At 41.9% G+C, this 25,147-nt stretch carries 24 protein-coding genes; 16 read left to right on the top strand and 8 right to left on the bottom strand.

The genetic code is table 11. The features are described from left to right. Positions 1–112 precede the first annotated feature (112 nt). Together HYI04_RS09630 and HYI04_RS09625 are read left to right on the top strand one after the other, a co-directional pair. The gene (locus HYI04_RS09630) at positions 113–775 is read left to right on the top strand and encodes a response regulator transcription factor (protein ID WP_178896099.1); all 663 of its coding nucleotides are present in this window, start codon (positions 113–115) and stop codon (positions 773–775) included. Further along, positions 775–2,112 carry a HAMP domain-containing sensor histidine kinase gene (locus HYI04_RS09625; RefSeq protein ID WP_178896098.1) on the top strand — a complete coding sequence of 446 codons (1,338 nt, stop codon included), beginning with the start codon at positions 775–777 and terminating at the stop codon, positions 2,110–2,112. The genes HYI04_RS09630 and HYI04_RS09625 overlap by 1 nt, the downstream gene beginning before the upstream one ends. Before the next feature lie 129 nt (positions 2,113–2,241). On the opposite strand, the gene hemP is transcribed toward HYI04_RS09625, so the two are convergent. Next, the gene (gene hemP, locus HYI04_RS09620) at positions 2,242–2,409 is read right to left on the bottom strand and encodes a hemin uptake protein HemP (RefSeq protein WP_004696105.1); all 168 of its coding nucleotides are present in this window, start codon (positions 2,407–2,409) and stop codon (positions 2,242–2,244) included. Positions 2,410–2,559: 150 nt separating this feature from the next. Between hemP and HYI04_RS09615 the strand changes: the two genes are divergently transcribed. Next, positions 2,560–3,459, top strand: a complete 900-nt coding sequence (locus HYI04_RS09615; RefSeq protein WP_178896097.1) for an NUDIX domain-containing protein — start codon at positions 2,560–2,562, stop codon at positions 3,457–3,459. A 12-nt stretch (positions 3,460–3,471) separates the two neighbouring features. Here HYI04_RS09615 and HYI04_RS09610 read toward each other — a convergent pair whose 3' ends face one another. Continuing rightward, complete coding sequence (locus HYI04_RS09610; protein WP_159152915.1) at positions 3,472–4,020, bottom strand: tetratricopeptide repeat protein; 549 nt, start codon at positions 4,018–4,020, stop codon at positions 3,472–3,474. 21 nt (positions 4,021–4,041) lie between these two features. Next, entirely contained in the window at positions 4,042–6,438 is a 2,397-nt protein-coding gene (gene mrcB / locus HYI04_RS09605; protein ID WP_159152865.1) for a penicillin-binding protein 1B, read from the bottom strand. Between the two features lie 153 nt (positions 6,439–6,591). Between mrcB and HYI04_RS09600 the strand changes: the two genes are divergently transcribed. The 3 genes from HYI04_RS09600 to HYI04_RS09590 all read left to right on the top strand — a co-directional run bounded on the left by HYI04_RS09600 (position 6,592) and on the right by HYI04_RS09590 (position 8,338). Next, positions 6,592–7,530 carry an NAD(+) kinase gene (locus HYI04_RS09600; RefSeq protein ID WP_004696112.1) on the top strand — a complete coding sequence of 313 codons (939 nt, stop codon included), beginning with the start codon at positions 6,592–6,594 and terminating at the stop codon, positions 7,528–7,530. Positions 7,531–7,533: 3 nt separating this feature from the next. Beyond that, the gene (locus HYI04_RS09595) at positions 7,534–7,800 is read left to right on the top strand and encodes a YeaC family protein (protein ID WP_004696113.1); all 267 of its coding nucleotides are present in this window, start codon (positions 7,534–7,536) and stop codon (positions 7,798–7,800) included. A gap of 97 nt (positions 7,801–7,897) precedes the next feature. Beyond that, positions 7,898–8,338 carry a hypothetical protein gene (locus HYI04_RS09590; RefSeq protein WP_178896108.1) on the top strand — a complete coding sequence of 147 codons (441 nt, stop codon included), beginning with the start codon at positions 7,898–7,900 and terminating at the stop codon, positions 8,336–8,338. A 28-nt stretch (positions 8,339–8,366) separates the two neighbouring features. Here the strand turns inward: HYI04_RS09590 and HYI04_RS09585 are convergent, their stop codons facing one another. Next, positions 8,367–9,362, bottom strand: coding sequence for a glycosyl transferase family protein (locus HYI04_RS09585; RefSeq protein WP_178896096.1), 996 nt, complete (start codon positions 9,360–9,362; stop codon positions 8,367–8,369). A 410-nt stretch (positions 9,363–9,772) separates the two neighbouring features. Here HYI04_RS09585 and HYI04_RS09580 point away from each other — a divergent pair, with 410 nt between their 5' ends. Then, positions 9,773–11,116: a dicarboxylate/amino acid:cation symporter gene (locus HYI04_RS09580; RefSeq protein ID WP_004696118.1), complete on the top strand. Its 1,344-nt coding sequence runs from the start codon at positions 9,773–9,775 to the stop codon at positions 11,114–11,116. 142 nt (positions 11,117–11,258) lie between these two features. Beyond that, the gene (locus tag HYI04_RS09575) at positions 11,259–12,401 is read left to right on the top strand and encodes an acyl-CoA dehydrogenase family protein (protein WP_159152867.1); all 1,143 of its coding nucleotides are present in this window, start codon (positions 11,259–11,261) and stop codon (positions 12,399–12,401) included. Between the two features lie 49 nt (positions 12,402–12,450). Here HYI04_RS09575 and HYI04_RS09570 read toward each other — a convergent pair whose 3' ends face one another. Continuing rightward, positions 12,451–12,969: a DJ-1/PfpI family protein gene (locus HYI04_RS09570; protein ID WP_159152868.1), complete on the bottom strand. Its 519-nt coding sequence runs from the start codon at positions 12,967–12,969 to the stop codon at positions 12,451–12,453. Between the two features lie 456 nt (positions 12,970–13,425). On the opposite strand from HYI04_RS09570, the gene pheA reads away from it, so the two are divergent. The 4 genes from pheA to HYI04_RS09550 all read left to right on the top strand — a co-directional run bounded on the left by pheA (position 13,426) and on the right by HYI04_RS09550 (position 18,421). Continuing rightward, entirely contained in the window at positions 13,426–14,535 is a 1,110-nt protein-coding gene (gene pheA / locus HYI04_RS09565; protein WP_159152869.1) for a prephenate dehydratase, read from the top strand. Between the two features lie 67 nt (positions 14,536–14,602). Continuing rightward, positions 14,603–15,694 (top strand): histidinol-phosphate transaminase, encoded by a 1,092-nt coding sequence (gene hisC / locus HYI04_RS09560; protein ID WP_159152870.1) that lies wholly within the window; start codon positions 14,603–14,605, stop codon positions 15,692–15,694. A gap of 3 nt (positions 15,695–15,697) precedes the next feature. Next, entirely contained in the window at positions 15,698–17,947 is a 2,250-nt protein-coding gene (locus tag HYI04_RS09555; RefSeq protein ID WP_114837589.1) for a bifunctional prephenate dehydrogenase/3-phosphoshikimate 1-carboxyvinyltransferase, read from the top strand. A 108-nt stretch (positions 17,948–18,055) separates the two neighbouring features. Continuing rightward, a complete protein-coding gene (locus HYI04_RS09550; protein ID WP_159152871.1) occupies positions 18,056–18,421 on the top strand; it encodes a hypothetical protein in 366 nt (121 codons plus the stop codon). A gap of 114 nt (positions 18,422–18,535) precedes the next feature. Here the strand turns inward: HYI04_RS09550 and HYI04_RS09545 are convergent, their stop codons facing one another. Both HYI04_RS09545 and HYI04_RS09540 read right to left on the bottom strand, forming a co-directional pair. Beyond that, positions 18,536–18,976 (bottom strand): DUF2147 domain-containing protein, encoded by a 441-nt coding sequence (locus tag HYI04_RS09545; protein WP_159152872.1) that lies wholly within the window; start codon positions 18,974–18,976, stop codon positions 18,536–18,538. A 393-nt stretch (positions 18,977–19,369) separates the two neighbouring features. After that, a complete protein-coding gene (locus tag HYI04_RS09540) occupies positions 19,370–19,999 on the bottom strand; it encodes an alpha/beta hydrolase (RefSeq protein WP_125273532.1) in 630 nt (209 codons plus the stop codon). A gap of 126 nt (positions 20,000–20,125) precedes the next feature. Between HYI04_RS09540 and yaaA the strand changes: the two genes are divergently transcribed. Next, on the top strand, positions 20,126–20,905 hold the full coding sequence (yaaA, locus tag HYI04_RS09535; RefSeq protein WP_159152873.1) for a peroxide stress protein YaaA: 780 nt from the start codon (positions 20,126–20,128) through the stop codon (positions 20,903–20,905). Between the two features lie 15 nt (positions 20,906–20,920). Then, positions 20,921–21,547 (top strand): metal-dependent hydrolase, encoded by a 627-nt coding sequence (locus HYI04_RS09530; protein WP_159152874.1) that lies wholly within the window; start codon positions 20,921–20,923, stop codon positions 21,545–21,547. Here HYI04_RS09530 and HYI04_RS09525 read toward each other — a convergent pair. Next, complete coding sequence (locus tag HYI04_RS09525) at positions 21,544–22,971, bottom strand: deoxyribodipyrimidine photo-lyase (RefSeq protein WP_159152875.1); 1,428 nt, start codon at positions 22,969–22,971, stop codon at positions 21,544–21,546. The two genes, HYI04_RS09530 and HYI04_RS09525, sit on opposite strands and share 4 nt — an antisense overlap. 228 nt (positions 22,972–23,199) lie before the next feature. On the opposite strand from HYI04_RS09525, the gene HYI04_RS09520 reads away from it, so the two are divergent. After that, positions 23,200–23,439 carry a hypothetical protein gene (locus tag HYI04_RS09520; RefSeq protein ID WP_256732976.1) on the top strand — a complete coding sequence of 80 codons (240 nt, stop codon included), beginning with the start codon at positions 23,200–23,202 and terminating at the stop codon, positions 23,437–23,439. Positions 23,440–23,807: 368 nt separating this feature from the next. Beyond that, a complete protein-coding gene (locus HYI04_RS09515) occupies positions 23,808–25,130 on the top strand; it encodes an NCS2 family permease (RefSeq protein WP_004696144.1) in 1,323 nt (440 codons plus the stop codon). Positions 25,131–25,147: the final 17 nt, after the last annotated feature.

The following is a 25,147-nucleotide window of genomic DNA, read 5'->3' as shown; positions in this document are numbered from 1 at the left end:
GGCATTCTTAAAAAAACCACAGGGCTTTGAATGGATATTAGCCCTGTGGTTTTTTGTATTTTGAGCCATTTCACGGCATGATCTAAACAATAGTGATTAGGCAGGTTAAGCAGTGCGGATATTATTAGCAGAAGATGATGCCTCTCAAGCTGAGAGTATTAAAACTTGGCTTGAAATGGATGGCTACAGTGTCGACTGGGTGGAACGGGGCGACCATGCCATTTTAGCCATTGAACAGCATCAGTATGACTGTGTGCTTTTAGATCGTGGTTTGCCACATGCCACAGGTGATGACATTTTGCTGAAAGTCCGTGGCAAGAACCTATCGACTCCTGTGATTTTTTTAACAGCACGTGACAGTATTCGAGATCGAGTCGAAGGGCTAGACTTGGGCGCCAATGATTATTTGGTCAAACCTTTTAGTCTAGAGGAATTATCCGCTCGAATTCGCTTACAACTTCGACAGCAACAGCATAGTAGCTCGCAGGTATTGAGCTATGCCAATATCCAACTCGACCCACAAGCCAAAAGTGTGACTCAAAATGGTCAAGCTGTTAATTTAACTGCCAAAGAGTTTCAAATTTTGCATAAATTGATGCTCAAGCCCGAATATGTCGTTACGCGGGAACAACTTGAGGAAAGTCTTTATGCATGGGGCGATGAAATCGAAAGTAATGCGATCGAGGTTTTTATTTATCAATTGAGAAAAAAACTCGGTAGTCAGTGTATTAAAACCATTCGTGGTTTGGGCTACAGAATGAATCAGGACATATAATGGCTCAGCCAATTTCATTACAGCGTCAGCTTGTTAAAAGTTCGCTCCTCAGTTCGATACTGGCGGGGCTTTTGGCATTGCTGATGTTTATTGGGGTGTCGGTTTATCAGACCATGACTATGCAAGATGAAATCATGGATGAAATGGCCGATATGTTGCTGGCAGATGATTTAACGGTCAGCAATGGTCAAGCTTTGGCAGAGCTTAGTGATGAGTTTGATATTCGCTATCGACTCGATAATGCACAGCAACTTTTGACTGCATCCGAAGATGTTCCTGAAAAAATAACCGTGGATCATTTGAGTTTGGTTTCAGATGCACCTTATGGTTTTTATTGGTCAGAGCATAAACTGTGGCGTATTTATACTGCACAGGATAATCACGGTTTACAGGTTCAAGTGACCCAGTCGATGTCCGAACGTTTCCATGCCTTTTGGCAAAGCATCCTAGTTTTCAGTGGTGTGTTGTTTTTAGTGTGGTGTGTACAGTGGTTGTTGATGCATTTTGCCATTCGACGTAAATTTCGGGTGATACATCAAGTTTCAGAGCAAATTTCAAATAAATCGGTCAATGATTTAGCACCTATTTCTATGCCAGAACCTGAGCTGATTGAGTTGCAACCGATGCTATCGCAGCTGAATGCCTTATTGGCGCGTTTAGACCAAGCTTTAGTGGCAGAGCAGCGCTTTACCGCGGATGCTTCACATGAGTTACGTTCTCCACTGTCTGCGATACAAATGCGACTTCAGGTGCTCAAGCGCAAGTTCCCTGAACTTGAAAGTGAGTTTAAACCGATCCAGCAAGATGTCAGTCGTGGGGTACAGGTGTTGGATAATTTGTTGTTGCTGGCACGGCTAGACCCTGAGCAAAAGGAGGGCTTGGCGAAGACTAAGTTTGACTTCAGTCTGCTAATGCAGGACGTGATTAAAGCTTTACAGCCGTTTGCGGACTCAAAACAGATTAAAATTAACGTGGTGCTTGCAGAGCAAGCCTGTGTCTTGGCCAATGAGCAGCTCTTATTTAGCGCACTTCGCAATTTACTCGACAATGCCATTCGCTATAGCCCTGAGCACGCACAAGTTTTTGTCAAGCTCACGATTGAAAAACAGCAGCTCAGACTGAGGATTGAAAATAGTGGACACGGTGTCGAAGCTGCTGTTATTCAGCGTTTGGGTGAGCGCTTCTATCGGGCTTTAGGTACAAAAACACAAGGTTCAGGCTTGGGCTTATCGATTTGTCAGAAAATTGTCGATTTACACGCAGGGCAGTTGTTATTTAGTTCATCCGACTTAGGCGGTTTAAAATTGGAACTGCTGTTAAATACGCTTGAGACTTAGATATGCAGATTGTGATCTGTGATCTGTGATAAAAACAGCATAAATGATCAAACTTAAAGACATTAAAAAGCAGTACGCGCTGACATACTGCTTGTTTCCACGATTATTGTTATTGGGTTTTTATAGTTCTTATTTGGTAAGAATGAGTCGATTATTGCGAGTGAGTCGTAGACGATACTCTTCTCCAGCATGCATAATGCGAATTTCACGGCCTAGGGCAAATAAGTTGTTTGAGTGTAGCATTGGTAGTGAATGGGCTGTTTCGTTACGAGTAAATAAGCTAAATGGTGCGTTCATTCTGGCGACTCCGTGGTATATGTTGAACGATTTAAATGATAATCATTATCGAATGGGGCTGTCAACATTTTCTCGCTGAAAATATAAAAAACTTCAATATCGTTACATGCAATCACTCAATACACTACACATCTGAAATGGAATCTGATTATGTCAAAACCTTTGGTTCAAGTTGCTATAGCTATCCTTTTACATCAAGGCAAAGTGTTGGTGGGCTGGCGCCAGGCGGAACAGCATCAGGGCAATAAGCACGAATTTCCTGGGGGAAAGGTGGAAGCAGGTGAAACGCCTGAGCAAGCTTGTCGCCGTGAAGTGTTAGAAGAGGTTGGAATTGATATACAAGATTGGCATGCTTTTGACTGTATTCAGTTTGAATATGACGATGTGATTGTCAATTTGCATTTATTTCATGCTGTAGTATCAAATCATCTATTGGCAGACATTCACTCACCATGGGCGTGGTTCAAGCGTGCCGAATTACAAGGTCTTAACTTTCCAAAAGCCAATCAGGCCATTTTGAAGCGACTTTATGTTGCACCCGTGATTAAAATTTCAGATCAAATCGATCTGTTGAAGGATTTGCCTGAACAACAAGTGCTGTATTGGCGAGTGCCTGCGACTCCTGAACATATTTTAAAAATTGCAGAACTGAGTGTAGAACAATTGGCACGGGTGATTGTCAATATAGAACTATGGAAAGGTTTAAATCCACTACAACAGCAGGCAGTTACGGCCATACACCTGAAACAATCTCAACTGATGCAATTGAGTAAAGGGGAGCTGAATGTTGGGCAGCGTTATATTGCGGCCTGTCATGATCGTATAAGTGCTGAACATGCGCAAGAGATTGGCTGTGATGCTCTTTTGCTCAGCCCTGTACTTGAAACACTTAGCCACCCAAATAGTGAAACTTTGGGTTGGGAACAGTTGAGCTTGATTGCAGAAGAGATTCATATCCCGATTTTTGCTCTCGGCGGTTTACAGTTAGCTGATTTAGCCAAAGCGCAAAGTTATGGCGCTTATGGTATAGCAGGGCAGCGCTCCATCTAACGGAGCGTGCTTTTAAGACAGACTTTTGATTGCTGTTTGGGCTTGTTGAATGGTTTTCTGATTCTTCTGCATTTGACCTGCTTTTAAGATAATGCTCCAAAGCTGCTTTTTCATGGCATTGCTTTGGGCATAACTCAAGCCGCGACGTGCAAGCGATTCCGCATTTGCAGGTTGTTTTTGTTGATTAGCAATTAAAGCCAAATACAAAAAGGTCTCACTCGACTGTGGCGCTAAACGCTGTGCTTGCATGGCGTAGCTTTCTGCTTGACTCCACTGGCCTTGGCGATAGGCCGTTTGTGTTTTTTGCATCAGACTTTTAAAAGCAGGAAGCTGTCGCCCATCATCAAACTGTTGTTTGCTTTTCTGCTCAGGAATCACAATCTTCTGACGTTGAATTTCTTCGCGATCATAAGGATGAATTGTGACCCCTGAAGGTGTTTTCTGCTCTTTATCCGACTGTGTCGGCTTTTCAGGTATCTTTTTTTCAGCTGGCTGTGGGAGGCTTTGACAGCCTGCCACAGTCACGATGGTTGCTAAGATACTTAAACGTTTAAACCACATCAAAATTTAAATCCGTCCTATTTATTCAGGTTGATAGCTACCACTCGAAATGACTTGCGTCTCATCTTCTAAGTTTCGCTGCATGTTCGATTCACTTTCACGAATATAGTTGTCTATGCTGTCGCCTTGTTCAGGTGTAGCTTGGTAACCATCTGTTTCAGGATTGTAAGTGGGTTCAACTTGATAATGCGGTAAGCCACATGCGGTTGCTTTGCGTGGTACGGTGTTTCGTAAGAGGGGAATATACATCGCGCCTTCACAACCTTGCGCAGCAAGATAACCCGTGCCACGATCAATCCAATGCCATTGCACATCATCTGGTTGGCGTAAGTTGACTGGTTTTTGACGCAGTTGGCTCATTACATTGGTCCACACTGGCAACGCACCTGAAGAACCTGTTAAGCCAGTTTGTTTGTTGTCATCTAAACCTAGCCAAACCACAGAAACATAATTGCCCGAGTAACCTGCAAACCATGAGTCACGGGTGTCATTGGTGGTTCCAGATTTGCCTGCAAGCTGAAGCGAGTTCGGTAGAGTGTTATAAGCTGAACGACCTGTACCTGAGGTCATCACTTGTTGTAGACCATAGTTCAGGACATAGGCAGAAGCAGGGTCAATGGTTTGTTGGACATTTAAACCATAACGGGTCAGCAAGCGACCATTTTGATCGACAACAGTACGAATGGATTTAGTCGGATACTTAAAACCGCCTGTGGCAAAGTTGCCATAAATGCTGAGCATTTCCATCGGAGACATGTCTACCGCACCCAAGAAAATGGATGGATAGGTTGGAATATTACTGGTCACACCAAAACGTTTTAGGTGATTGCTAAACGTTGATAAACCAAACTCTTGACCAAGGCGAACAGCTGATAAGTTATATGAATTAGACAGTGCTTGTACCATTGGCACAACGCCATGTTCACCACCACTATAGTTCTTAGGTGTCCATGCTTTACCATTGGCTTGAATACTAATGCTACTGTCTTCAATTGGGCTGGCCCAGTTGTAACGTCCCGATTGAATTGCACTGAGGTAAATCACTGGTTTAAGCAGTGAGCCGACTTGACGTTTGGCATCGAGTGCACGGTTAAAACCCGTAAAGTCTTGGGTTGAACCAACAGCTGCGACCAATTCACCATTTTCAGGATGAGCAACCAACACCGCACCTTGTAGCTCTTTTAGACGGCTTGAGCCACGGCTTAAGCGACCAACAGTCGATTTAAACGCATCTTGAATTTTGATTTGGGCAATCGGATCAAGCGTTGTAAAGATGCGTAGACCTTGGTTGGTCAAATCACCTTCTTGGTATTCGGTACGTAACTGACGGCGTACAATGTCTAAGAAATCTGGGAAACGTGAAGGGCCGAGAGTCGGTTTGGCAATCACATTTAAAGGGCGAGCTGTTTCAGTTTCATATTGTTCTTGGGTCAGATAGCCCATGACCAACATGTTGTTTAAAACAATATTACGACGCTTTTTCGCAGCTTCTGGGTTACGCCAAGGGTTATATAAGGTTGGACCTTGTACCAAACCCACCAAATAAGCTTGTTGCGCAATATTTAGCTCACGCAAAGGCATGCCGAAGTAAAACTGTGAAGCCAAACCATAACCATTAATAGAATAGTTGCCGTTTTGCCCGAGGTTCACTTCATTGAGATAGGCTTCTAAAATTTCATCTTTGTCATAGTGAAATTCGACCAATAAAGCCATAAATGCTTCATTGACTTTACGCTTAATGGTTTTTTCAGGGGTCAGGTAGAAGTTTTTCACCAACTGTTGGGTCAGTGTTGAACCACCTTGACGTTTTCCACCCGTGACATTACTCACAATCGCACGTGCCGTACCACGAATCGAAACGCCGTGGTGACTATAGAAATTACGATCTTCTGTTGCAATTAAAGCCTCAATTAAAGGCTTAGGGACTTTGTCGAGTTTAATCAGGACACGGTCTTCGTTATGCTGCGGATAAATCCCGCCAATCAACATCGGCTCTAAACGTGCAATCCCTGTAGAAGAGGGTTTAGTTGCACTGACTTCAGCCACTTGCTCATCGACAAAGGTGACTTTAAGTACTTGTTCAGGCTCGACACTATCACCGAAGTCAAAGCCACGGGTATGTACATATAGCTCATTGCCAGAACTGACAAAGTTCCCTGATTTGGTATAGTTTTCCGAGGACTTATAGCCCAACAGTTTTAACTCTTGAGTGAAGTCAGCCTGATTGACAGGGGCATTGGTATACACTTCGAGTGGGCGTGCGAATACCTTCGCAGGAATGTCCCAGCGTTTGCCTTCAAACTTGTCACGTACAACGGAGTCGAGTCTTATTAAATAAATACTAAACACCAAGAATGCTGCAATGACTAAGATGCAGAAGATCAGTGCAATTAAACCTATGCCACGTTCTGACTTCATAAATACGAATAAGATCCTGAGAAATTGTGCTAATCATGCGAAGCTTTTCGCTAATTTGCAATAATTAAACTGTGAACAAACTGAAATATAGAGACAATTCCGTGTGTAGCAGCAGTCACTTTAGTTTTTGAATCAATTTAAATAAATAATGTTATGATAGGCGGGAATCGTAGCGGAGCGATGTTGCAGGTGCAAATTTCACATAAAACATTTCGAAACATAGGCTTAATTGGACGTCCAGATAAGTCTTCAGTTGTCGAAACCTTATGTCTTATTCATGATCATCTACTCAGCTTAGGGTTACATCCCGTTTTTGATGCGCAAACCGCTGAACTGGTTCCTTATAAAAATACACAAACGGTGAGTCGTGCACTTCTGGGTGAAGTGGTCGATTTGGTGATTGTGGTGGGCGGGGATGGCTCACTTCTGCATGCTGCACGTGCCTTGGTCAAATTCAATACTCCTGTAATGGGTGTAAACCGAGGGCGTTTGGGTTTTTTAACCGATATCAAGCCGACTGAAGTGATTTTTAAGCTCGATCAAGTTTTAAAAGGTGAGTTTCAGTTAGATCGTCGTTTCTTATTGGAAATGGAAATTCGCTCAAAGGGCGAGACGATTTATGATGCGATTGCGCTAAACGATGTGGTACTACACTCGGGCAAGTCGGTGCATATGATTGACTTCGAACTGAATATCGATGGTCAATATGTCTACCGTCAACACAGTGATGGTTTGATTGTATCGACGCCCACGGGTTCAACAGCCTATTCGTTGTCAGGTGGTGGCCCAATCGTGCATCCGGGGATGGATGCGATTGCTTTGGTACCGATGCATCCGCACACCTTGTCTTCACGCCCGATTGTGGTGGGTGGACACAGTGAAATTAAGCTTCTGATTCGTGAAAACCGTGTCTTGCCGATGGTCAGTGCCGATGGTCAACACAGTGTTTCGCTCAATGTGGGTGACAGCTTACATATTCGTAAGCACCCCTTTAAACTGAATTTATTACATCCACCGGGTTATGATTTTTATATGTCATGCCGTACTAAACTCGGTTGGAACCAAGATTTTGACTCTTTTCAACAGGATTAAATCATGAATATTGAACAGATGCTTTCTATTTTAGATGCCGATATTGTTGAGCGTTTAAAAACAGCTGTAGAAATTGGTAAATGGCCAAATGGCGTTGTGTTGACTGCTGAACAACGTCAAACTTGTATGCAAGCCGTTATTGCTTGGGAGCATCAGAATACTCCTGAAAAAGAACGTACGGGTTATATCGATAAAGGGCATAAAGAAGAAGGTGAGGAGTGTGATTCTCATGTGCCTGAACCAGAATTTAAACCTATTCGGTTTATTTAATTGATTAAAAATACGTTGAATCGCTTAGCAACAGAGATGCTTGGTGATTCAACAACTCAATTTAAAAAGAATAATCTGCAAAACTGTTTCAATCCTTATGCTTATAAAAATAATAAAGCTCACTCGACTCGGTTTATTCTTCATTACTGTAATTTCGAGCAATGTATTTGCAGAGCCAACAAGTGATGCAAGAAAAATTGAATGTTTATTAGATGTTTCTGTGTTACCGAGTCAAAACTTTCAAAATCCAGTCACGCAATATACATCAATGAAAAATGATGGTTATCCGATGTTATTGATTGGAATAAACATCCATAACGCCTATGCAGGCGAAGCATCGAAAAAGATAAAAAGCCATCAAATCTATTGTTCAAGCCTCATTGGACAACAAAAAGATGTTTATTTATCTGGCCCTCATGAATCTCAAAAAATCGACATTCATATTGGTGATCAGTTGATTCTCAGAAATATTCATTCTTCAGGAAAGCGTTATCCTTACTGGGCTGACTTTTACTGGATTGAAAAGCGTGACGAATAACGTTCACGCTTTTCTTTGTCCCCTCAGCTTAGAAACGAGTGCGCCAAAGCTGCTTGGCCTGTTGCATGGCATCGTTATATGTATCGCAGACCCCCATGGTATATAACGCAATGCCAATGGTTTCAGTCACTGCCATTTCACCATATTCATGCTGTTTTTCACCCAGCCAAACTGCTTTAAACTCAGCCAAATCTAACTCTTCTTCAATTGGGCTTCGGTTGTCGGTGAGTTTAGGTAGCTCATGTTCGTAGAGTTCACCATTTTTGATGCCGCAGATCAGTGTTTTGGCATCTGGGTTACGTTCAAATTCGCCGCCTTCACCTTTAATGACCGCACTATTTTGATAACCCAGTTTAAATGCCGCTTGCTGATGCGAACCACGATAGGCAGGGTGGAAAATAGCTTGCAAGGTCGCTTTGGCATTAAATGGATTGATCAAGCGCGCAAGAGTATGAATGGGTGAACGAAGACCCATAACATTTCGTAAGGAAATTAAGTCACTTAAAATCGGGGAGATGGCGTGCAGCGGTAGATACGCAAAATTACGCGACGCTAATTCCTGTTCCACATCTGCTTGAGTTTGGCAAATATTAAAATCGAGATACTCTAATACCTGTTCAGTATAAATACGGTTAATGGTATGACCTGATGCACCGTGCATCACGACCTTATAACCTGCTTTGGCTAAAGTCAGTGCCGCTAAGAGAAACCATGGATAGTGTTTACGCTTGCCTGCATAAGACGACCAGTCTAAATCGACCTCTAAAGGCGTGAACGGCAGTTGATCTCGTGTGGCCTGAACAAAGCCTGCCAGTTCATCTACAGACTCTTCCTTAACCCGAAGTAGCATTAGGAATGCACCGAGCTGTACATCTAACACTTGATTTTTCAGGATCATATCAAAGGCTTGGTAAGCTTCTTCATAACTGAGTGAGCGTGCCCCGTTTTTCCCTTTACCAATAATGCGAACAAATTGGGCAAAAGGGTGCTCAGCATCTTTATAAATATTTCTTTTGTTGTTCATGAAAAAACCAAAGTAAGTGAAGGCTGTGTTGTGTTATTTTAGTGGAACAATCAAAAAAAACAGCACTTTTAATTTTAAATAAATTTTCCACCATTAGACTAAAGTATGAGTCATATTGTTTAGATTTTATACATTATGATTGAAATCAGTTTACTTTGATTAAAGAATGTTAGGTAAAATTTACCCAATAATTGTGACTCGCTAGTTTTTAGTCTCTCCCATTGCAGTAAATATGAATGAACTGTGATTTTTGTCACAGTGTTGTTGTTTGTACACCATGATTTTTTTACCCGGTGTTTGGATGCGGTCCAAACTGTGGGCTTTTTTGTGTTTATCAGAAAGCCCACTACCTATGAGGAAGTATAGGTATACCGATTTTTTCAGTCTTTTGATTTACAGAAGTATTCGTTATGACTAAGAAACCAATCTATAAGTCACTATATTTTCAAGTTATTGTCGCGATTATTGCGGGTATCTTAGTAGGACATTTTTTCCCTAGTGGTACGCAAGTTATCAATGGCGTTGAAAAATATGTACCTGGCTGGGGCGAGCTTTTTTATCCTCTAGGTCAAGGCTTTATTAAGCTGATCAAGATGATTATTGCGCCAGTAATTTTCTGTACCGTCGTGAGTGGTATCGCGGGTATGGAAAGTATGAAGTCTGTGGGTAAAACAGGCGGTGTTGCGCTACTTTACTTTGAAATTGTATCGACTATTGCACTATTGATCGGTTTACTGGTCATTAACATCTGGAAGCCAGGTGTGGGCATGAACGTTGACCCTTCAACACTAGATACTTCTGGTATCTCGAAGTTTGTTGAGTCGGGTCAGCAGCAATCGACTGTCGACTTCTTTATGCATATTATTCCAAACACTGTGGTTGGTGCATTTGCTGAAGGTGAAATCCTGCAAGTGCTGCTCTTTGCCTTGATGTTTGGTTTTGCATTACACAAGTTGGGTGATGCAGGTAAACCTGTACTGAAGTTCATCGATCAAATTTCTCATGTGTTCTTTAACATTGTAAACATGATCATGAAACTTGCTCCAATTGGTGCTTTTGGCGCAATGGCATATACCATCGGTAAATATGGGATTGGTAGCTTGGCGCAGCTTGCTCAGCTGATTATCTGTTTCTACATTACCTGTTTACTTTTCATTTTCTTGGTTTTAGGCACAATTTCACGTCTTTGTGGCTTCAGCATTTTGAAAATGATTCGTATGATTCGCGAAGAGTTGTTGATTGTACTGGGTACGTCATCTTCAGAGTCGGTTTTACCGCGTATGCTGAAAAAGCTTGAAATTGCAGGTTGTGAAAAGTCAGTGGTTGGTTTAGTTATTCCAACGGGTTATTCATTTAACTTAGACGGTACCTCAATCTACCTGACAATGGCTGCGATCTTCATTGCACAAGCGACCAATACTCAGCTCGATCTTATGCACCAAGTGACTTTATTGGGTGTGTTATTGATTTCATCGAAAGGTGCTGCGGGTGTAACAGGTTCTGGCTTTATTGTGATGGCAGCGACTTTGTCAGCCGTTGGTCACATTCCAGTAGCGGGTCTTGCGCTCATCTTAGGTATTGACCGCTTCATGTCTGAAGCACGTGCCTTAACCAACTTGGTGGGTAACTCATTGGCAACGATTGTTGTTGCGAAATGGGTGGGTCAGTTAGACCAAGAAAAATTAAACTTCGCACTTGCAAATCCAGAAGAAGTAGACCGCTTGATGGCTGTTGAAGAAAATGCTCACGCATAATTTCAGTTCATCTTAAACAGGAAGCCCAAGGGCTTCCTTTTTTATTGGAATATAAAATGGCCTGATGCGTTCATGACAGTTGCGTTAAAAATGGCTAGCATGTGGGCTGAATAATAAAACAACGTCACTACAAGGAAGAAGCATGTTGAATTACGATGCAGACTTAGAACTATTTCGCGATAACTTTCGCCGTTTTATGAATGAACACATTGCGCCACACTATGAACAGTGGGAACGAGAAGGCTTAATGCCGCGCTCAGTCTGGAATGCTTTGGGTGAAAATGGTTTCTTATGTGTCGATGTTCCAGAGGAATATGGCGGTTATGGTGTTCCAACGCATTATTCACTGATGTTGGTGGAAGAGTCGGCACGTGCGGGTTTTAGTGCTTTATCGACAGGTATTTCTTGTCACTCCGAAATTGCTGCGCCTTATATTTTGCACATTGGAACGGAAGTACAGAAGCAGTACTGGTTACCTAAAATGGTGTCAGGTGAAGTGGTCGGTGCGATTGGAATGACGGAACCGGGTGCGGGTTCAGACTTACAAGCCATGCGAAGTAATGCCATTTTGCAAGGTGATCATTATATTTTAAATGGCTCTAAAACCTTTATTTCAAATGGGCAGCATGCCGACCTTGTGGTATTGGCGGTAAAAACTGATCCGCAAGCCCGCGCAAAGGGTGTTTCACTGATGTTGGTCGATACCCACTTGGATGGGTTTAAAAAAGGCACCAACCTCGACAAAATTGGGCTACATTCACAAGACACTTCTGAGTTGTTTTATGACAATGTAAAAGTCCCGAAAGATCAATTGTTGGGACAAGCAGGTCAAGGTTTTGCCTATCTGATGCAAGAGCTACCACGTGAGCGTACGGCAATTGCAGCCACGGCTATAGGTGCAATTCGCGGTTCGATTGATATCACCATCCAATACGTCAAAGAGCGCCAAGCTTTTGGTCAACATATTTCGCAGTTCCAAAATACACGTTTTGTTTTGGCTCAGGCCAAGATTGATGAACAAGCCACAGCTGCTTTTTATAATCAAAACGTTGAGCTCTATATGCAAGGCAAGCTAGATGTCGAAACAGCAGCAGCGCTGAAAAGCTTTTCAACGGATATGCAAATGAAGGTGGCGGATAATTTATTGCAGCTCTTTGGTGGCTATGGCTATATGAGCGAATATCCAATTTCACGTTTCTTTGTCGATGCGCGTATTCAACGCATCTACGGCGGAACCAATGAAATTATGAAAGAAATTGTCGCACGTAGTCTACTTGGGCGCTAAGCCTGTGTTGATATAAACATGCGTAAAAGAGCCTCAAATAGGCTCTTTTTTATCGGTTCAGTACCAATAAACTTTCTTGTATAAAGGCGGGTAGGTCATATCGGGTTTGCGATGAAATGTATAAATTATTGTCATTCACAACACCTGTGTCATACAACACCGCACCTGCATCTTTTAAGTCTTGATGAAGGTGATGGATACACGTCATGCGTCTACCTTTCACAACCCCAGCATGCATTAAAATTTGCGGAGCGTCTGCACTGCATAAAATAGGTTTTTGCGTGTTTGCAAAGTGCCTGACAAATAAGACATAGCGTTCATCTTGGCACAGGTTGTCTGGCGAAAACCCACCTGGAATGAGTAAGGCATCGAAGTCATGCACGGAGGCATCATCGATACTTTGGTCGATGGTGACAAAAGCTTTACGCTTTTTGCCATAAATGATTTTGCCAGCCTGACTTTCAAGGTTAATAATACTATGCCGAGCTGCTCGAAATGCTTCTACCGGTTCAGCATATTCGGCATCCTCAAAGTCATAGGTGACCAAGACTGCAATTTTTTTGTGCATGACAGTACCTACAGTTCATTATTGTTTTGTTTTATTGAGACTATAGAGCAATCGCTGCTGCTGCATACTCTCTTTGTTATGAATACGTCAACTTAAGTAAAGCATATTTTAAAAGATATTCTAACGCACTGAAATACGGATGAATGGTGATTTTTGTGAAGGTGTAGCAAAATTTTTCAAAAGCTAGACAGGGCTTTAAAAGGGAAGAGCTCAGACTTGCAAAACATCTTCGTGGTATTTGGATTGGGCGATATTCTATGCATAAAAGTAAGAAGAAAATAGGCAGGACTCAGTGGTTTTATTGATGTCTATTATTGGGGCAGTTTATTGATAAACTTGATGATTAAATCAACTGTATGTTTTTAGCGCTGAAACATGCAAAGTCTTATTGCGCAAGATTTCAAAGCTAACTATTGTTATACTGTTTGCACAATGTATATGAAGGGCGACATAACAATGATCCAAGACGATCAAAACACAACGACTTCTCTTGACCTCAACCAAATCCGTCAGGATATCGACTCTGTTGATCAACAGATTCAACAACTTATTAACCGTCGTGCGAAACTGGCGGAAGCTGTTGCAAAAGCAAAATTTGCTTCTGAAGAGAATCCAATGTTTTACCGTCCAGAACGTGAAGCGCAAGTTTTACGGAATGTTATGGAGCGTAATGAAGGCCCTTTATCTGATGTGACTATGGCACGTTTGTTCCGTGAAATCATGTCTGCATGTTTGGCTCTAGAAGCACCGCAAAGTATTGCATTTCTAGGCCCTGTCGGTACGTATACACACTCTGCGGTGTTGAAGCACTTTGGACATGATGCTGTGGTTCGTCCTTTACCGACCATTGACGAAGTGTTCCGTGAAGTGGAAGCAGGCAGTGCACACTATGGTTTGGTGCCAGTAGAAAACTCATCAGAAGGTGTGGTCAATCATACTTTGGATTGTTTTAAAGCCTCACACTTAAATGTGATTGGTGAAGTTGAATTGCGTATTCATCACCAGTTTCTTGTGTCTGAAAACACGCGTAAAGACAGCATTAAACAAATTTATGCACATCAGCAAACTTTGGCGCAGTGCCGTGCATGGTTGGACGCATACTATCCAGGTGTGGAACGTGTTGCTTTAAGCTCGAATGCTGAAGCGGCACGTCGTATTCGTACTGAATGGCATTCGGCTGCTATTGCATCTGATGTTGCAGCAAGTATTTATGATTTAGAAATTTTACACAGCAATATTGAAGATAATCCTGAGAACACTACACGTTTCTTGGTGATTGGTCGTGAAAGAATCCCGCAAAGTGGTAATGATAAAACGTCATTACTGATTTCTGCACATGATCGTGCAGGTGCATTATTGGAAATCCTTGCACCATTTGCAAAGCACAACATTAGTTTGACCAGCATCGAAACGCGTCCTGCATTGCCTGAAAAATGGGCTTATGTCTTCTTCATCGACTTAGAAGGGCATGTGGAACAAGACAATGTTAAAGCGGCGATTGAAGAGATTCGTCCACTGGTGAAAGAAGTTCGAGTATTGGGTTCATACCCGATTGCAGTATTGTAATCTCTAAGGTGGTTGGGTTTGTTCCAAACTCAACCATGTACACCACTTGTAAGAATGGAAAGGTCACATGTCGTTTGCTCCAGCCAATGAAGGTATTGCGAAGTTAAAACCATATCAACCAGGTAAGCCAATCAGCGAATTAGAGCGTGAATTGGGAATGACCGATATTGTTAAGCTTGCTTCAAATGAAAACCCTTTGGGTTGTTCGGACAAAGTAAAAGAAGCAGTTGCTGCTGAATTGGCGGAAATTGGACGATATCCAGACGGTGGTGGTTTTATTTTAAAGGATCAAATTCATGCGCAGTTTGGTGTAGCACATGATTGTATTACTTTAGGCAATGGTTCAAACGATCTGCTAGAAATTTTTGCTCGTGCTTTTGTTTCAGAAAAAGACTCAGTAGTGTATAGCCAACACGCATTTGCAGTTTATGCTTTGGTCACGCAAGCCATCAATGCTGAAGCGATTGAGGTACCTGCTCAAGGTTTTTCGCATGACCTTGACGCGATGGCGGCCGCAATTAAAGACAATACCAAATTGGTGTTTATTGCAAATCCCAATAATCCGACAGGAACTTGGTTTGAAGAGGCCGAATTTGAGCGCTTCATGCAAAAAGTACCGAGCCATGTGATCGTGGTTTTAGATGAAGCTTATGTGGAATATTTCCCAGAAAACTTTAACAGCTTAAAGTTTTTAGCACAGTATTCAAACCTGATTGTTAGCCGTACCATGTCGAAGTGCTTTGGTTTAGCGGCATTACGTGTTGGCTTTGCTTTGGCATCGGCAGAAGTGACAGACTTCTTAAACCGTATTCGTCAGCCGTTTAACGTCAACCATTTAGCCATGGTGGCAGCGGTTGCTGCACTAAAAGATGAAGATTTCATTGAGAAATCACGTGTGGTCAATAAAGCGGGCATGGTGCAACTTGAAACAGGGTTTAAAGCGCTAGGCCTAAACTATGAGCCTTCTCGTGCCAACTTTATTTTGGTCGATATACAAGCCGATCCTGCACAAACTTTTAATGCTTTATTAAAAGAAGGGGTGATTGTTCGTCCTGTGGGCATCGCCAATCATTTACGAGTATCGATTGGAACTGAAGCTGAAAATACGAAATTTTTAACGGCTTTGGCCAACGTACTAGGTTTAGAGGCGAACGCTTAAATTATGTCTGTGCCACTATTTGAAAAAGTTGCATTTATTGGTCTTGGACTGATTGGTTCAAGTCTTGCACGGGTGATGATTGCTGAGGGTTTAACCCAAAATATTGTAGCCTCTACACGTTCGGAAAAAACCTTACAGGATGCCAAAGCTTTGGGCTTAATCCAACAGGGGTATAGCGATCCTGTACAGGCGGTTCAAGGTGCGGACTTGGTGGTTTTAGCTTTACCTGTTCGTGCAACGCAAAAAGTCTTGGAAACCATCAAACCATATTTGCAAGAACATACGATTATTACCGATGTGGGCAGCACCAAAGGTAATGTGGTCGATGCGGCCAAAGCCGTGTATGGCGAAGCATTGCCTGCTGGCTTTGTACCGGGGCATCCAATTGCTGGGGCAGAACACACGGGTGTACATGCGGGTAAGGTCGATTTATTTGCAAATCATAAAGTGATTTTGACACCGTTACCGACCAGTGCTGATTGGGCTGTAGAGAAACTGATTCAACTATGGCAAGCTGCGAAAGCAGAAGTGATTTGTATGGATGTGGCCAAGCATGATGAAGTCTTGGCACATACCAGTCATCTTCCGCATTTGATGGCTTTTAACTTAGTTGAACAACTGGCAAACCGTGAAGATAATTTAGACATTTTCCGCTATGCTGCGGGGGGCTTCCGCGATTTTTCTCGAATTGCGGCAAGTGACCCACAAATGTGGCATGACATCTTTTTTGCCAATAAAAAAGCCATTTTAAATGCCGTAGATGGTTTTGAAAACCAACTGGCTACGATTCGTAAACTCATTGAAGATGAAGATTCACATGCTTTAATGGGCTTGCTTGGACATGCGCAAGCAGCACGCCAGCATTTTAACCATATGCTCGCTCAAAAACCTTTCATGGAGAACAATAAAGTGACGACACAGCAATTCACCATATTACCGGGTAAAAAGAGTTTCCAAGGTAAGTTTAGCGTGCCAGGTGATAAATCTGTGTCACACCGTTCAATCATGTTTGGTGCAATTGCCGAAGGAACGACGCATGTGACAGGTTTCTTGGAAGGAGAAGATGCGCTAGCGACCTTACAAGCCTTCCGTGATATGGGCGTGAGCATTGAAGGTCCTAAAAATGGTGAAGTGACGATTCATGGTGTCGGCGTAAATGGCCTTAAAGCGCCCGCAAGTGCGCTTTACATGGGTAACTCAGGGACTTCGATGCGTTTGCTTTCAGGCATGCTTTCTGCGCAAAAATTTGACTCTGTCATGACGGGCGATGCATCACTGTCGAAACGTCCAATGGAACGTATTGCTAAACCGTTACGTGAAATGGGTGCACAAATTCAAACCACAGGCGAGCGTGGTACACCTCCTGTTTCGATCACCGGGAATCAAGCTTTACAAGGCATTCACTATGATTTGCCAATGGCATCTGCGCAGGTGAAATCTGGGATTTTATTGGCAGGTTTGTGGGCAGCAGGTGAAACATCGGTCACAGAACCTGAACCTACACGTGACCATACTGAACGTATGCTACGTGCATTTGGTTATGATGTGAAAACAGAAGGTAATCGAATCTCACTGCAAGGTGGCGGTAAGTTAGTTGGTACAGAGATTCAAGTGCCATCAGATATTTCATCGGCTGCTTTCTTTATGGTGGGTGCTGCTATTACTGAAGGTTCAGACGTCACTTTAGAAGCCGTGGGCATTAACCCAACGCGTACAGGTGTGATCGAGATTTTGAAGCAAATGGGTGCGGACATTACGGTTGAAAATGAACGTATTGCAGGCGGAGAGCCGATTGCAGACATTCGTATTCAAGGCACACGTACACTCAAAGGTATTCATATGCCTGAAGATCAAGTGCCATTGGCGATTGATGAATTCCCTGCATTGTTTATTGCTGCGGCATGTGCTGAAGGACAAACCGTATTAACGGGTGCTGCTGAGCTGCGTGTGAAAGAATCAGACCGTATTCAAGTGATGGCGGATGGTTTAAAAACCATGGGTATCGATTGTACGCCGACTGACGATGGCATCATCATCGAAGGTAAAGGTCATTCGGGCGAGTGGGGCGCGATTTTCACTGGTGGCGAAATTGAATCACATCATGATCACCGTATTGCAATGAGTTTTTCAATGGCCGGCTTACGCACCTCTGGTGAAATTAAAATCATTGGTACTGAAACGGTTGCAACCAGTTTCCCGACCTTTACGCAATTAAGCAATCAAGCTGGTTTAGCGATCCAAGTCACTGAATAAGAATAAAGCTTAGATATTTTGTGTGAGAACAGCCAAGCTTTTGCTTGGCTGTTTTGTGTTAAGCCATTATGCTAAACCCATATAACAAAAAAGCCTTTGGGATGATCAATGAGAAAATTACAATTTACGGCACAGCATGGACAGCAGCAGGATGTAAATGAAAGCGGTGTGGTACAGAAGCAAGTACAAGACTTACTGGTTCAAAAGTTAGGTCAATTTGGTTTTGAAACTTTGCCACAAAGTGGTGATCAGGTGGCTGTGAGTGTCGATAATCATACTTTGCCACTGTCTATTACGTGCCAAGGTCATGACAGCGAAGGAAATCTGGTGTGCGAAATTGCCTCTTATCCAGATGAGGAGCAAGACTGGTTAGACCGAATTGCTGAACGAAGCTTGTTAAATCAATTGGCACAAGCGGTTGAAAATACGCTAAAAACAGATAAAAATTTTACTGAGTTTGAGTGGAAAGGCTAACTGAATAGATAAAAAAAGCTGAATTGGTTTTTTCTAATTCAGCATTTTTTAGGACAGAACACGTTTAATATTTTGATGGGGGAAATGTGCTTATAACTGTATTTGCTAGAAGCCTTATTCCACACGTAACCAAGTTTGGCTACGTCCCACAGCAGAAACACCTAAATACCCTCTTAAGAATAGCTTTTTCCCATTTGGGCTAATTTTACCTTTTAGACTATACAGCTTGCCTGAAACGGGATCAATGATTTTGCCATGGGTATAATTAATATTATTTTCAGTTTTCAAACCGGTAATCACTTGCATACCAATAATAGGCTTATCGGTGTAGGGTGCAGGGCAGTTGGTACAGAACTCTTTTGCTGTATAACCTGGACGAGGTGTTGCTTTTAGTGCAGTTCCAGCATAAGTCCCATTGGCTTGCTTTTCAATTTTCACCAGACCTTTGGGTTCTCCAGTTTTATCATCGATATAACGCCAAGTTCCTATAATGTCCTGAGCAAAGGCTGATGTGGTGGCTATAGTGACTAAAACTGCCCCGAGAATTGTTTTCATAAAATCCCTGAATATTTTAAGAATTATTTAAATGAATAGCTCTCACGAGCTAAAGTGTTGATTGTATAATTTATTATTTGAATAATGATGTGCAGAATATATCAAGTTCAATCGTAGATTGTTGCATAAAGTACCATTAGAAGGGTTCAACCCTCACTTATTTTTAAAACAGGCATTTGATGGAGGTCGTGCTGATTGAGTTTAGCGCTCAAAAGGAAGCTTGAAATTACTTTGGGAACAGAAGAGATATAACGGATGGCTAATGAAGCTGCTTGAAATGGTGTATTAAGCGTTGGAGTAGAAAAAGAGATACATCTAGATTAAAAATAAAAAGTTCAAGAAAGAAAGGGACTAATGTTAGAGAGCCATTTCTTTCCTGAACTGAGTGATGCGTTAAATCCACAAGAAACGTGTAATCGCAATACGTAACTGTTTTAAGTAACCGGTAAAGAAATGGTTTGCACCAGGTAATACAGTCACTAAATGGCGCTGCGGTTTAGCCCACGTAATCATGTCAGACAGTAAGGTTACTTCATCGGCTTCGCCATGAATGAATAAGATGTCACCTTTAAGCTGTGGTGTTACATAGTGGCGTACACCAGCGACCGTTGCCGTTGGTAGACCACATAAAATGGTTTGTTTTGGTCGAATTTCTTCTTGTAAAGCGTCATAGCATTTCGCCATGACATGCGCACCGAAACTAAAGCCACCTGCATAGAAGGGTAAAGTTGTATGTGCTGCACGAGCATACTTAATCACTTCAAGAACATCATCAGTTTCGCCATGACCTTCGTCGTGTAGACCAACACTTTGACCTGAGCCACGGAAACTCGGACGGTACACAATACAACCGCGTTCTAAGAACATTTGCGCAAGCAATGCTGGAACCTTGTGTTGAGGTGTACCACCTTGGAGTGGATGGGGGTGAGTAACTACCGCGAATCCTTTCACTTCACCCTGTGGATAATCTACAAAAACTTCAATTTGTCCAACTGGACCTTGAATGAACATCTGCTCAGACATAGAGAATCGATACATATAACAGGAGAATGGGCTAGTTTAACCGTTTATGCTTATTAAAAACACAGATTGGCAATAAAATAAGTCTACTGATATAGTCTGTTTAATTGTTTTTTAATCAGGTTATCTATGCTTGCCCTTGTTTCTCCTGCCAAAACTTTAGATTACCAAACTGCTTTACCTACCGATGCGTATACACAACCCAGATTGCTGCAACATTCCCAAGAATTGATCGAAGTTAGTCGCAAACTGTCAGCAAGTGAAATTGCAAGCTTAATGAGCGTCAGTGAAAAAATTGCCACTTTAAACGTCGATCGTTTTCGTGATTGGCAGCCAGAATTCAGCTTTGCCAATGCGCGACAAGCCATGTTTGCTTTTAAAGGCGATGTCTATACCGGTTTAGATGCTTATCATTTGTCAGAGTCGAACATTGAATATGCACAGCAACATTTAAGAATGCTCTCTGGTTTATATGGTTTGCTACGTCCATTGGACTTGATGATGCCATATCGTTTAGAGATGGGAACCAAGCTAGCTAACCCACGCGGGCATAATCTGTATGAGTTTTGGGGCAATCACATTACCGATTTAATTAACCAAGATTTAGAGCAGGCAGGTTCTAAAATTTTGCTGAATATTGCTTCGGATGAATACTATAAATCTGTGAAAGAAAGCAAAATCCAAGCAGAAATTATTAAACCTGTGTTTTTAGATCAGAAAAATGGCAAATATAAAGTCATTAGTTTCTATGCCAAAAAAGCACGCGGTTTAATGGCGCGTTATATGATTGAAAACCAAATTGATCAAATTGCGGGGTTAAAATCATTCCAAACAGATGGTTATTACTTTGATGCCGACAGCTCATTAAAAGGTGAGTTGGTCTTTAAACGAGATGAGCAGGCAGCATAACGAAAGGGCATTCCAATGGTGCAATATACAAAACAGTTTCAGGACTATTGGGCGCTCACCGCAAAGCAATTGAGTTTGGACGATGATACCACTCAAAAGTTCCATGCCTCGCTGTATGACGCCTATAGTGAAGTACAGCGGCATTATCATAGTATTCAACATATTGTTGAATGTTTAGAGCATTTTCATCAGATCAAAACCTACTTAGATGATACTTTGTCTGTTGAGTTGGCCATTTGGTTTCATGATGTCATTTATCACCCGCAAGCACATGACAATGAGCAGCAAAGCGCCGACTATATGCAACAGATGCTTAAAAATGTGCTTGGAGCTGAGCAAATTGCAAAGATCTATGCATGGATTTTGGCAACCAAATCACATGCACCGACAGCTGATACTGATTTGGCTTATCTATTGGATATTGATCTGGCTATTTTAGCCAGTGATCCTATGCGTTATGCTGAATATGAACGCCAAATTCAGCAAGAATATGCTTGGGTTGAGCCCGCACTTTATGTGCAGAAGCGCCAGCAAGTGTTAAAGCACTTTTTAGAAACGCAACCACTGTACCAGACGCCATTTTTCCAAAAGTGCTATGAGCGTTTGGCTAAGCGGAACTTAGCTCAAACTTTAACTGTTTAAAGCCCTTTAAATGCTTCAATGGCACGAATACGACTCGATTTTAAATCGACGATTGGTTTGGGGTAGTCCAAATCCATATTCGGCTGCTTCGCATAAGGCTCATGAATGTTTTTGGCATCTAAATGTGCAAGCTCTGGCAGCCACTGTCGAATATAGTCACCATTGCTATCAAATTTCTGAGATTGGCTCACAGGGTTAAAGACTCGGAAGTAAGGCACAGCATCGGTGCCCGTGGAGGCACACCACTGCCATCCGCCATTATTGGCAGCTAAGTCACCATCAGCCAAATGTTGCATAAACCATTGCTCGCCCAAACGCCAATCAATCAACAAGTTTTTAGTTAAGAACATTGCAACAATCATACGGACACGATTGTGCATCCAACCAGTCGCAAGGAGTTGCCGCATACCTGCATCTACAATTGGAATACCAGTACGACCTTTTTGCCATGCGTTTAAATCTTCAGGCGAATCTCGCCATACAATACGCTGCGTGCTGGCTTTAAAGGGCAGGTGTTTAGAGACATGTGGAAAATCAAATAAAATATGCTGATAAAACTCTCGCCAAAGTAATTCATCTAACCAAGTCTGCTGGCCTGTGTTATCAATCATAAATTGACCGTGTTGAGCACGAAACAGGGCATTGAGACACTGGCGAATCGACACGATCCCGAGATTTAAATAGGTTGAAAGTTGGCTGGTGCTATTTAAAAATGGAAAGTCTCTCTCTTTTTGATAGTCACTAACTTTGTGATCAATAAAATCATCGAGCACTGAAAGTGCATATATTTCCGTTTCAGGCCAATAGGCTTTAATTTGATTTAATTCATTCGTATTCACATCAATCAGTGATTCAATGTGTGGAATGGTTGTATTTAAATCGGCAGGAAGCTGTATAGGTTGCTGTGCAGAAGGGAGAGGATAGCACTGCGGTAAGCCAATATTTAAGCGTTCATAACAGGTTTTTTTAAAAGCACCAAAGACTTGATAGGGCTTATCAGATTGGTTACGAATACTGTTTAAGGGAAAGAGGGTTCGATCCTGGAAGAGCGTAAATTCAATGTGTTGCTGATTTAAGCATTGTTGAACTTCGGCATCGCGCTTAAGCTCATTCACGCCCATTTCGATATTTGCAAAAATCTGTTGTACTTGCAGTGTATGACACAAAGATGAAAGCCGACGTGGAATATCTTGCCACAGCGGAATATTTAGAATGAGCAAAGGAATATTCAGCTGAGCAAGGCTCTGTTTTAAATCGTGCAATTGTCTGACATATAAATCAATTTTTACAGCTGCATCATGATGTAATAGCCACTGTTGTGGGGATAGGATCACTAAAGCCAGCATAGGTCCATGTTGGCTTGCATGCCAAAGTGCGGCATGGTCGTGTATGCGAAGATCTTGTCTAAACCAAATTATGTTCATAAAAGGTTAATCAACTGTAATTTTTTGAAATATAAAATATTACAAAATTGAGCACTTTGATCATATTTTTTTCTCACTCATTTAATTTAATCTTATGTTATTGAAATAATTAAATCAGAAAAAACTATAAAGTGTGAAGATACTTTTTATCTGATAAATGTGTGGCCCTTTGTATTATTTGTTATGATTTGTAATCATGCTAAAGCAGTTGTGGATATTGTGAATGTCATGAAAAAAATTCTAATCCCTATTTTTGTGGCTGCTGTTTGTTTGCTTGGGTTTGTTGTTTTTCAGGATACAGAAACGAAAAAACAGCAACAGTTGAATCAACTCATGAACAGTACTGAGCCTAAAGTGCAAAAGTTGAGTCCTCTCTCAAAGGCAAAGGTTGTGCCTGAAAAAGTCAGTAGCCCGCTTCAAAGTGATGCTGAAGCAATAATCCAGCAGGTCTCCATTAAAGTACTTTGACGCTTAAGAGAGAATAAAATCATGTGTAAATGACTTATCATGTTGAATTTTAATTAAAAATAAATTTAAAACAATTAAAAATCAGTGTGTTATAATTCGCGCCAAGATATATTGAATTTTAGATTTTGAGTCTAAAATGACGTTTTTGTTGAAAGCTGCATACGGTTTATGCGGCTTTTTTGTTTAGGTATATATGGTTCAACCCTGCGTTTGAACCATTCATGGCTAAATAAACTTTTCCTGAATTGAGGAAATTTGGCATATTCATTGCTTTAACTTCCAGAAATTTATCAGATTTTGATCGTACTGAGTGTCGAAATCTTTTGGCAGTTATACAGTTTTAAAAGTTTATTTACAGGGGCTAGGTCATGACGACTCCTAATCCATCTTCAGAAAATATGCTCGAGCGTATGTTCAAACTGAGTGAAAATAAAACCAGTTTTCGTACAGAGCTTCTTGCAGGTGTAACCACATTCTTAACCATGTGTTACATTATTATTGTGAATCCAATGATTTTATCCGAAACGGGGATGGATCATGGTGCTGTCTTTGTAGCGACTTGTCTTGCAGCCGCAATTGGCTGTTTGGTTATGGGTATTGTTGCAAATTATCCAATCGCATTAGCACCAGGTATGGGCTTAAACGCTTACTTTACCTATTCGGTGTGTATGGGTATGGGTGTGCCTTGGCAGACTGCTTTAGCTGCAGTGTTTGTATCAGGTTTGGTGTTCATTGCGATCAGTATGTTTAAGATACGTGAAGCCATTGTGAATGCAATCCCAATGTCGCTTAAGCTTGCGATTGGCGGCGGAATTGGTTTATTCCTTGCGTTGATTGCTTTAAAAAATGCAGGCGTTATTGTGGACAATCCAGCGACTTTGGTTGGATTGGGCGACTTAAAGCAACCGACGGTTCTTTTGGCTTTATTTGGCTTCTTGATGGTGGTTGTACTGCATCACTTTAAAGTGCGTGGTGCCATTATTATTAGCATCTTGGCTTTAACTGCAATTTCAACAGCAATGGGTTTAAGCGAGTTCAAAGGTGTTGTTGGTGAGATTCCATCAATTGCCCCAACATTCATGCAAATGGACTTTGAAGGTCTATTTACGGCAAGCTTGGTGGGCGTCATCTTTGTATTTTTCTTGGTCGATTTATTTGACTCAACAGGTACATTGGTGGGTGTGTCACACCGTGCAGGCTTACTGAAAGATGGCAAGCTTCCACGTTTGAAAAAAGCATTATTTGCAGACTCAACCGCAATTGTTGCTGGTGCAGCATTAGGTACATCTTCGACGACACCATATATTGAGTCGTCTGCGGGTGTTGCTGCTGGTGGCCGTACAGGTTTAACCGCAGTTGTGGTCGGTGTGTTATTTATCTTATGTTTGTTTTTAGCACCTCTAGCTCAATCTGTACCTGGTTTTGCAACAGCTCCAGCATTGTTATTTGTTGGTGTGTTGATGATTCAGGGGATTACCCATATTGATTGGGATGATATTACTGAAGCTGTACCTGCGTTCTTAACCATTGTATTTATGCCATTTACCTACTCAATTGCAGATGGTATTGCGATGGGCTTTATTAGCTATGCATTGGTTAAATTGTTCACCGGTAAAGCGGCGACTGTACCTTACATGGTGTGGATCGTGGCTGTGCTTTGGGCATTAAAATTCGCGTTATTTGGTGGCTAATTCATCAAATAGTGATA

This window comes from Acinetobacter sp. SwsAc2 (genome assembly GCF_013391465.1).
In the GTDB taxonomy this organism is placed as follows: domain Bacteria; phylum Pseudomonadota; class Gammaproteobacteria; order Pseudomonadales; family Moraxellaceae; genus Acinetobacter; species Acinetobacter johnsonii.
Note: the sequence above shows the minus strand (reverse complement) of the source record. Positions and strands in the feature narration are given on the sequence as shown.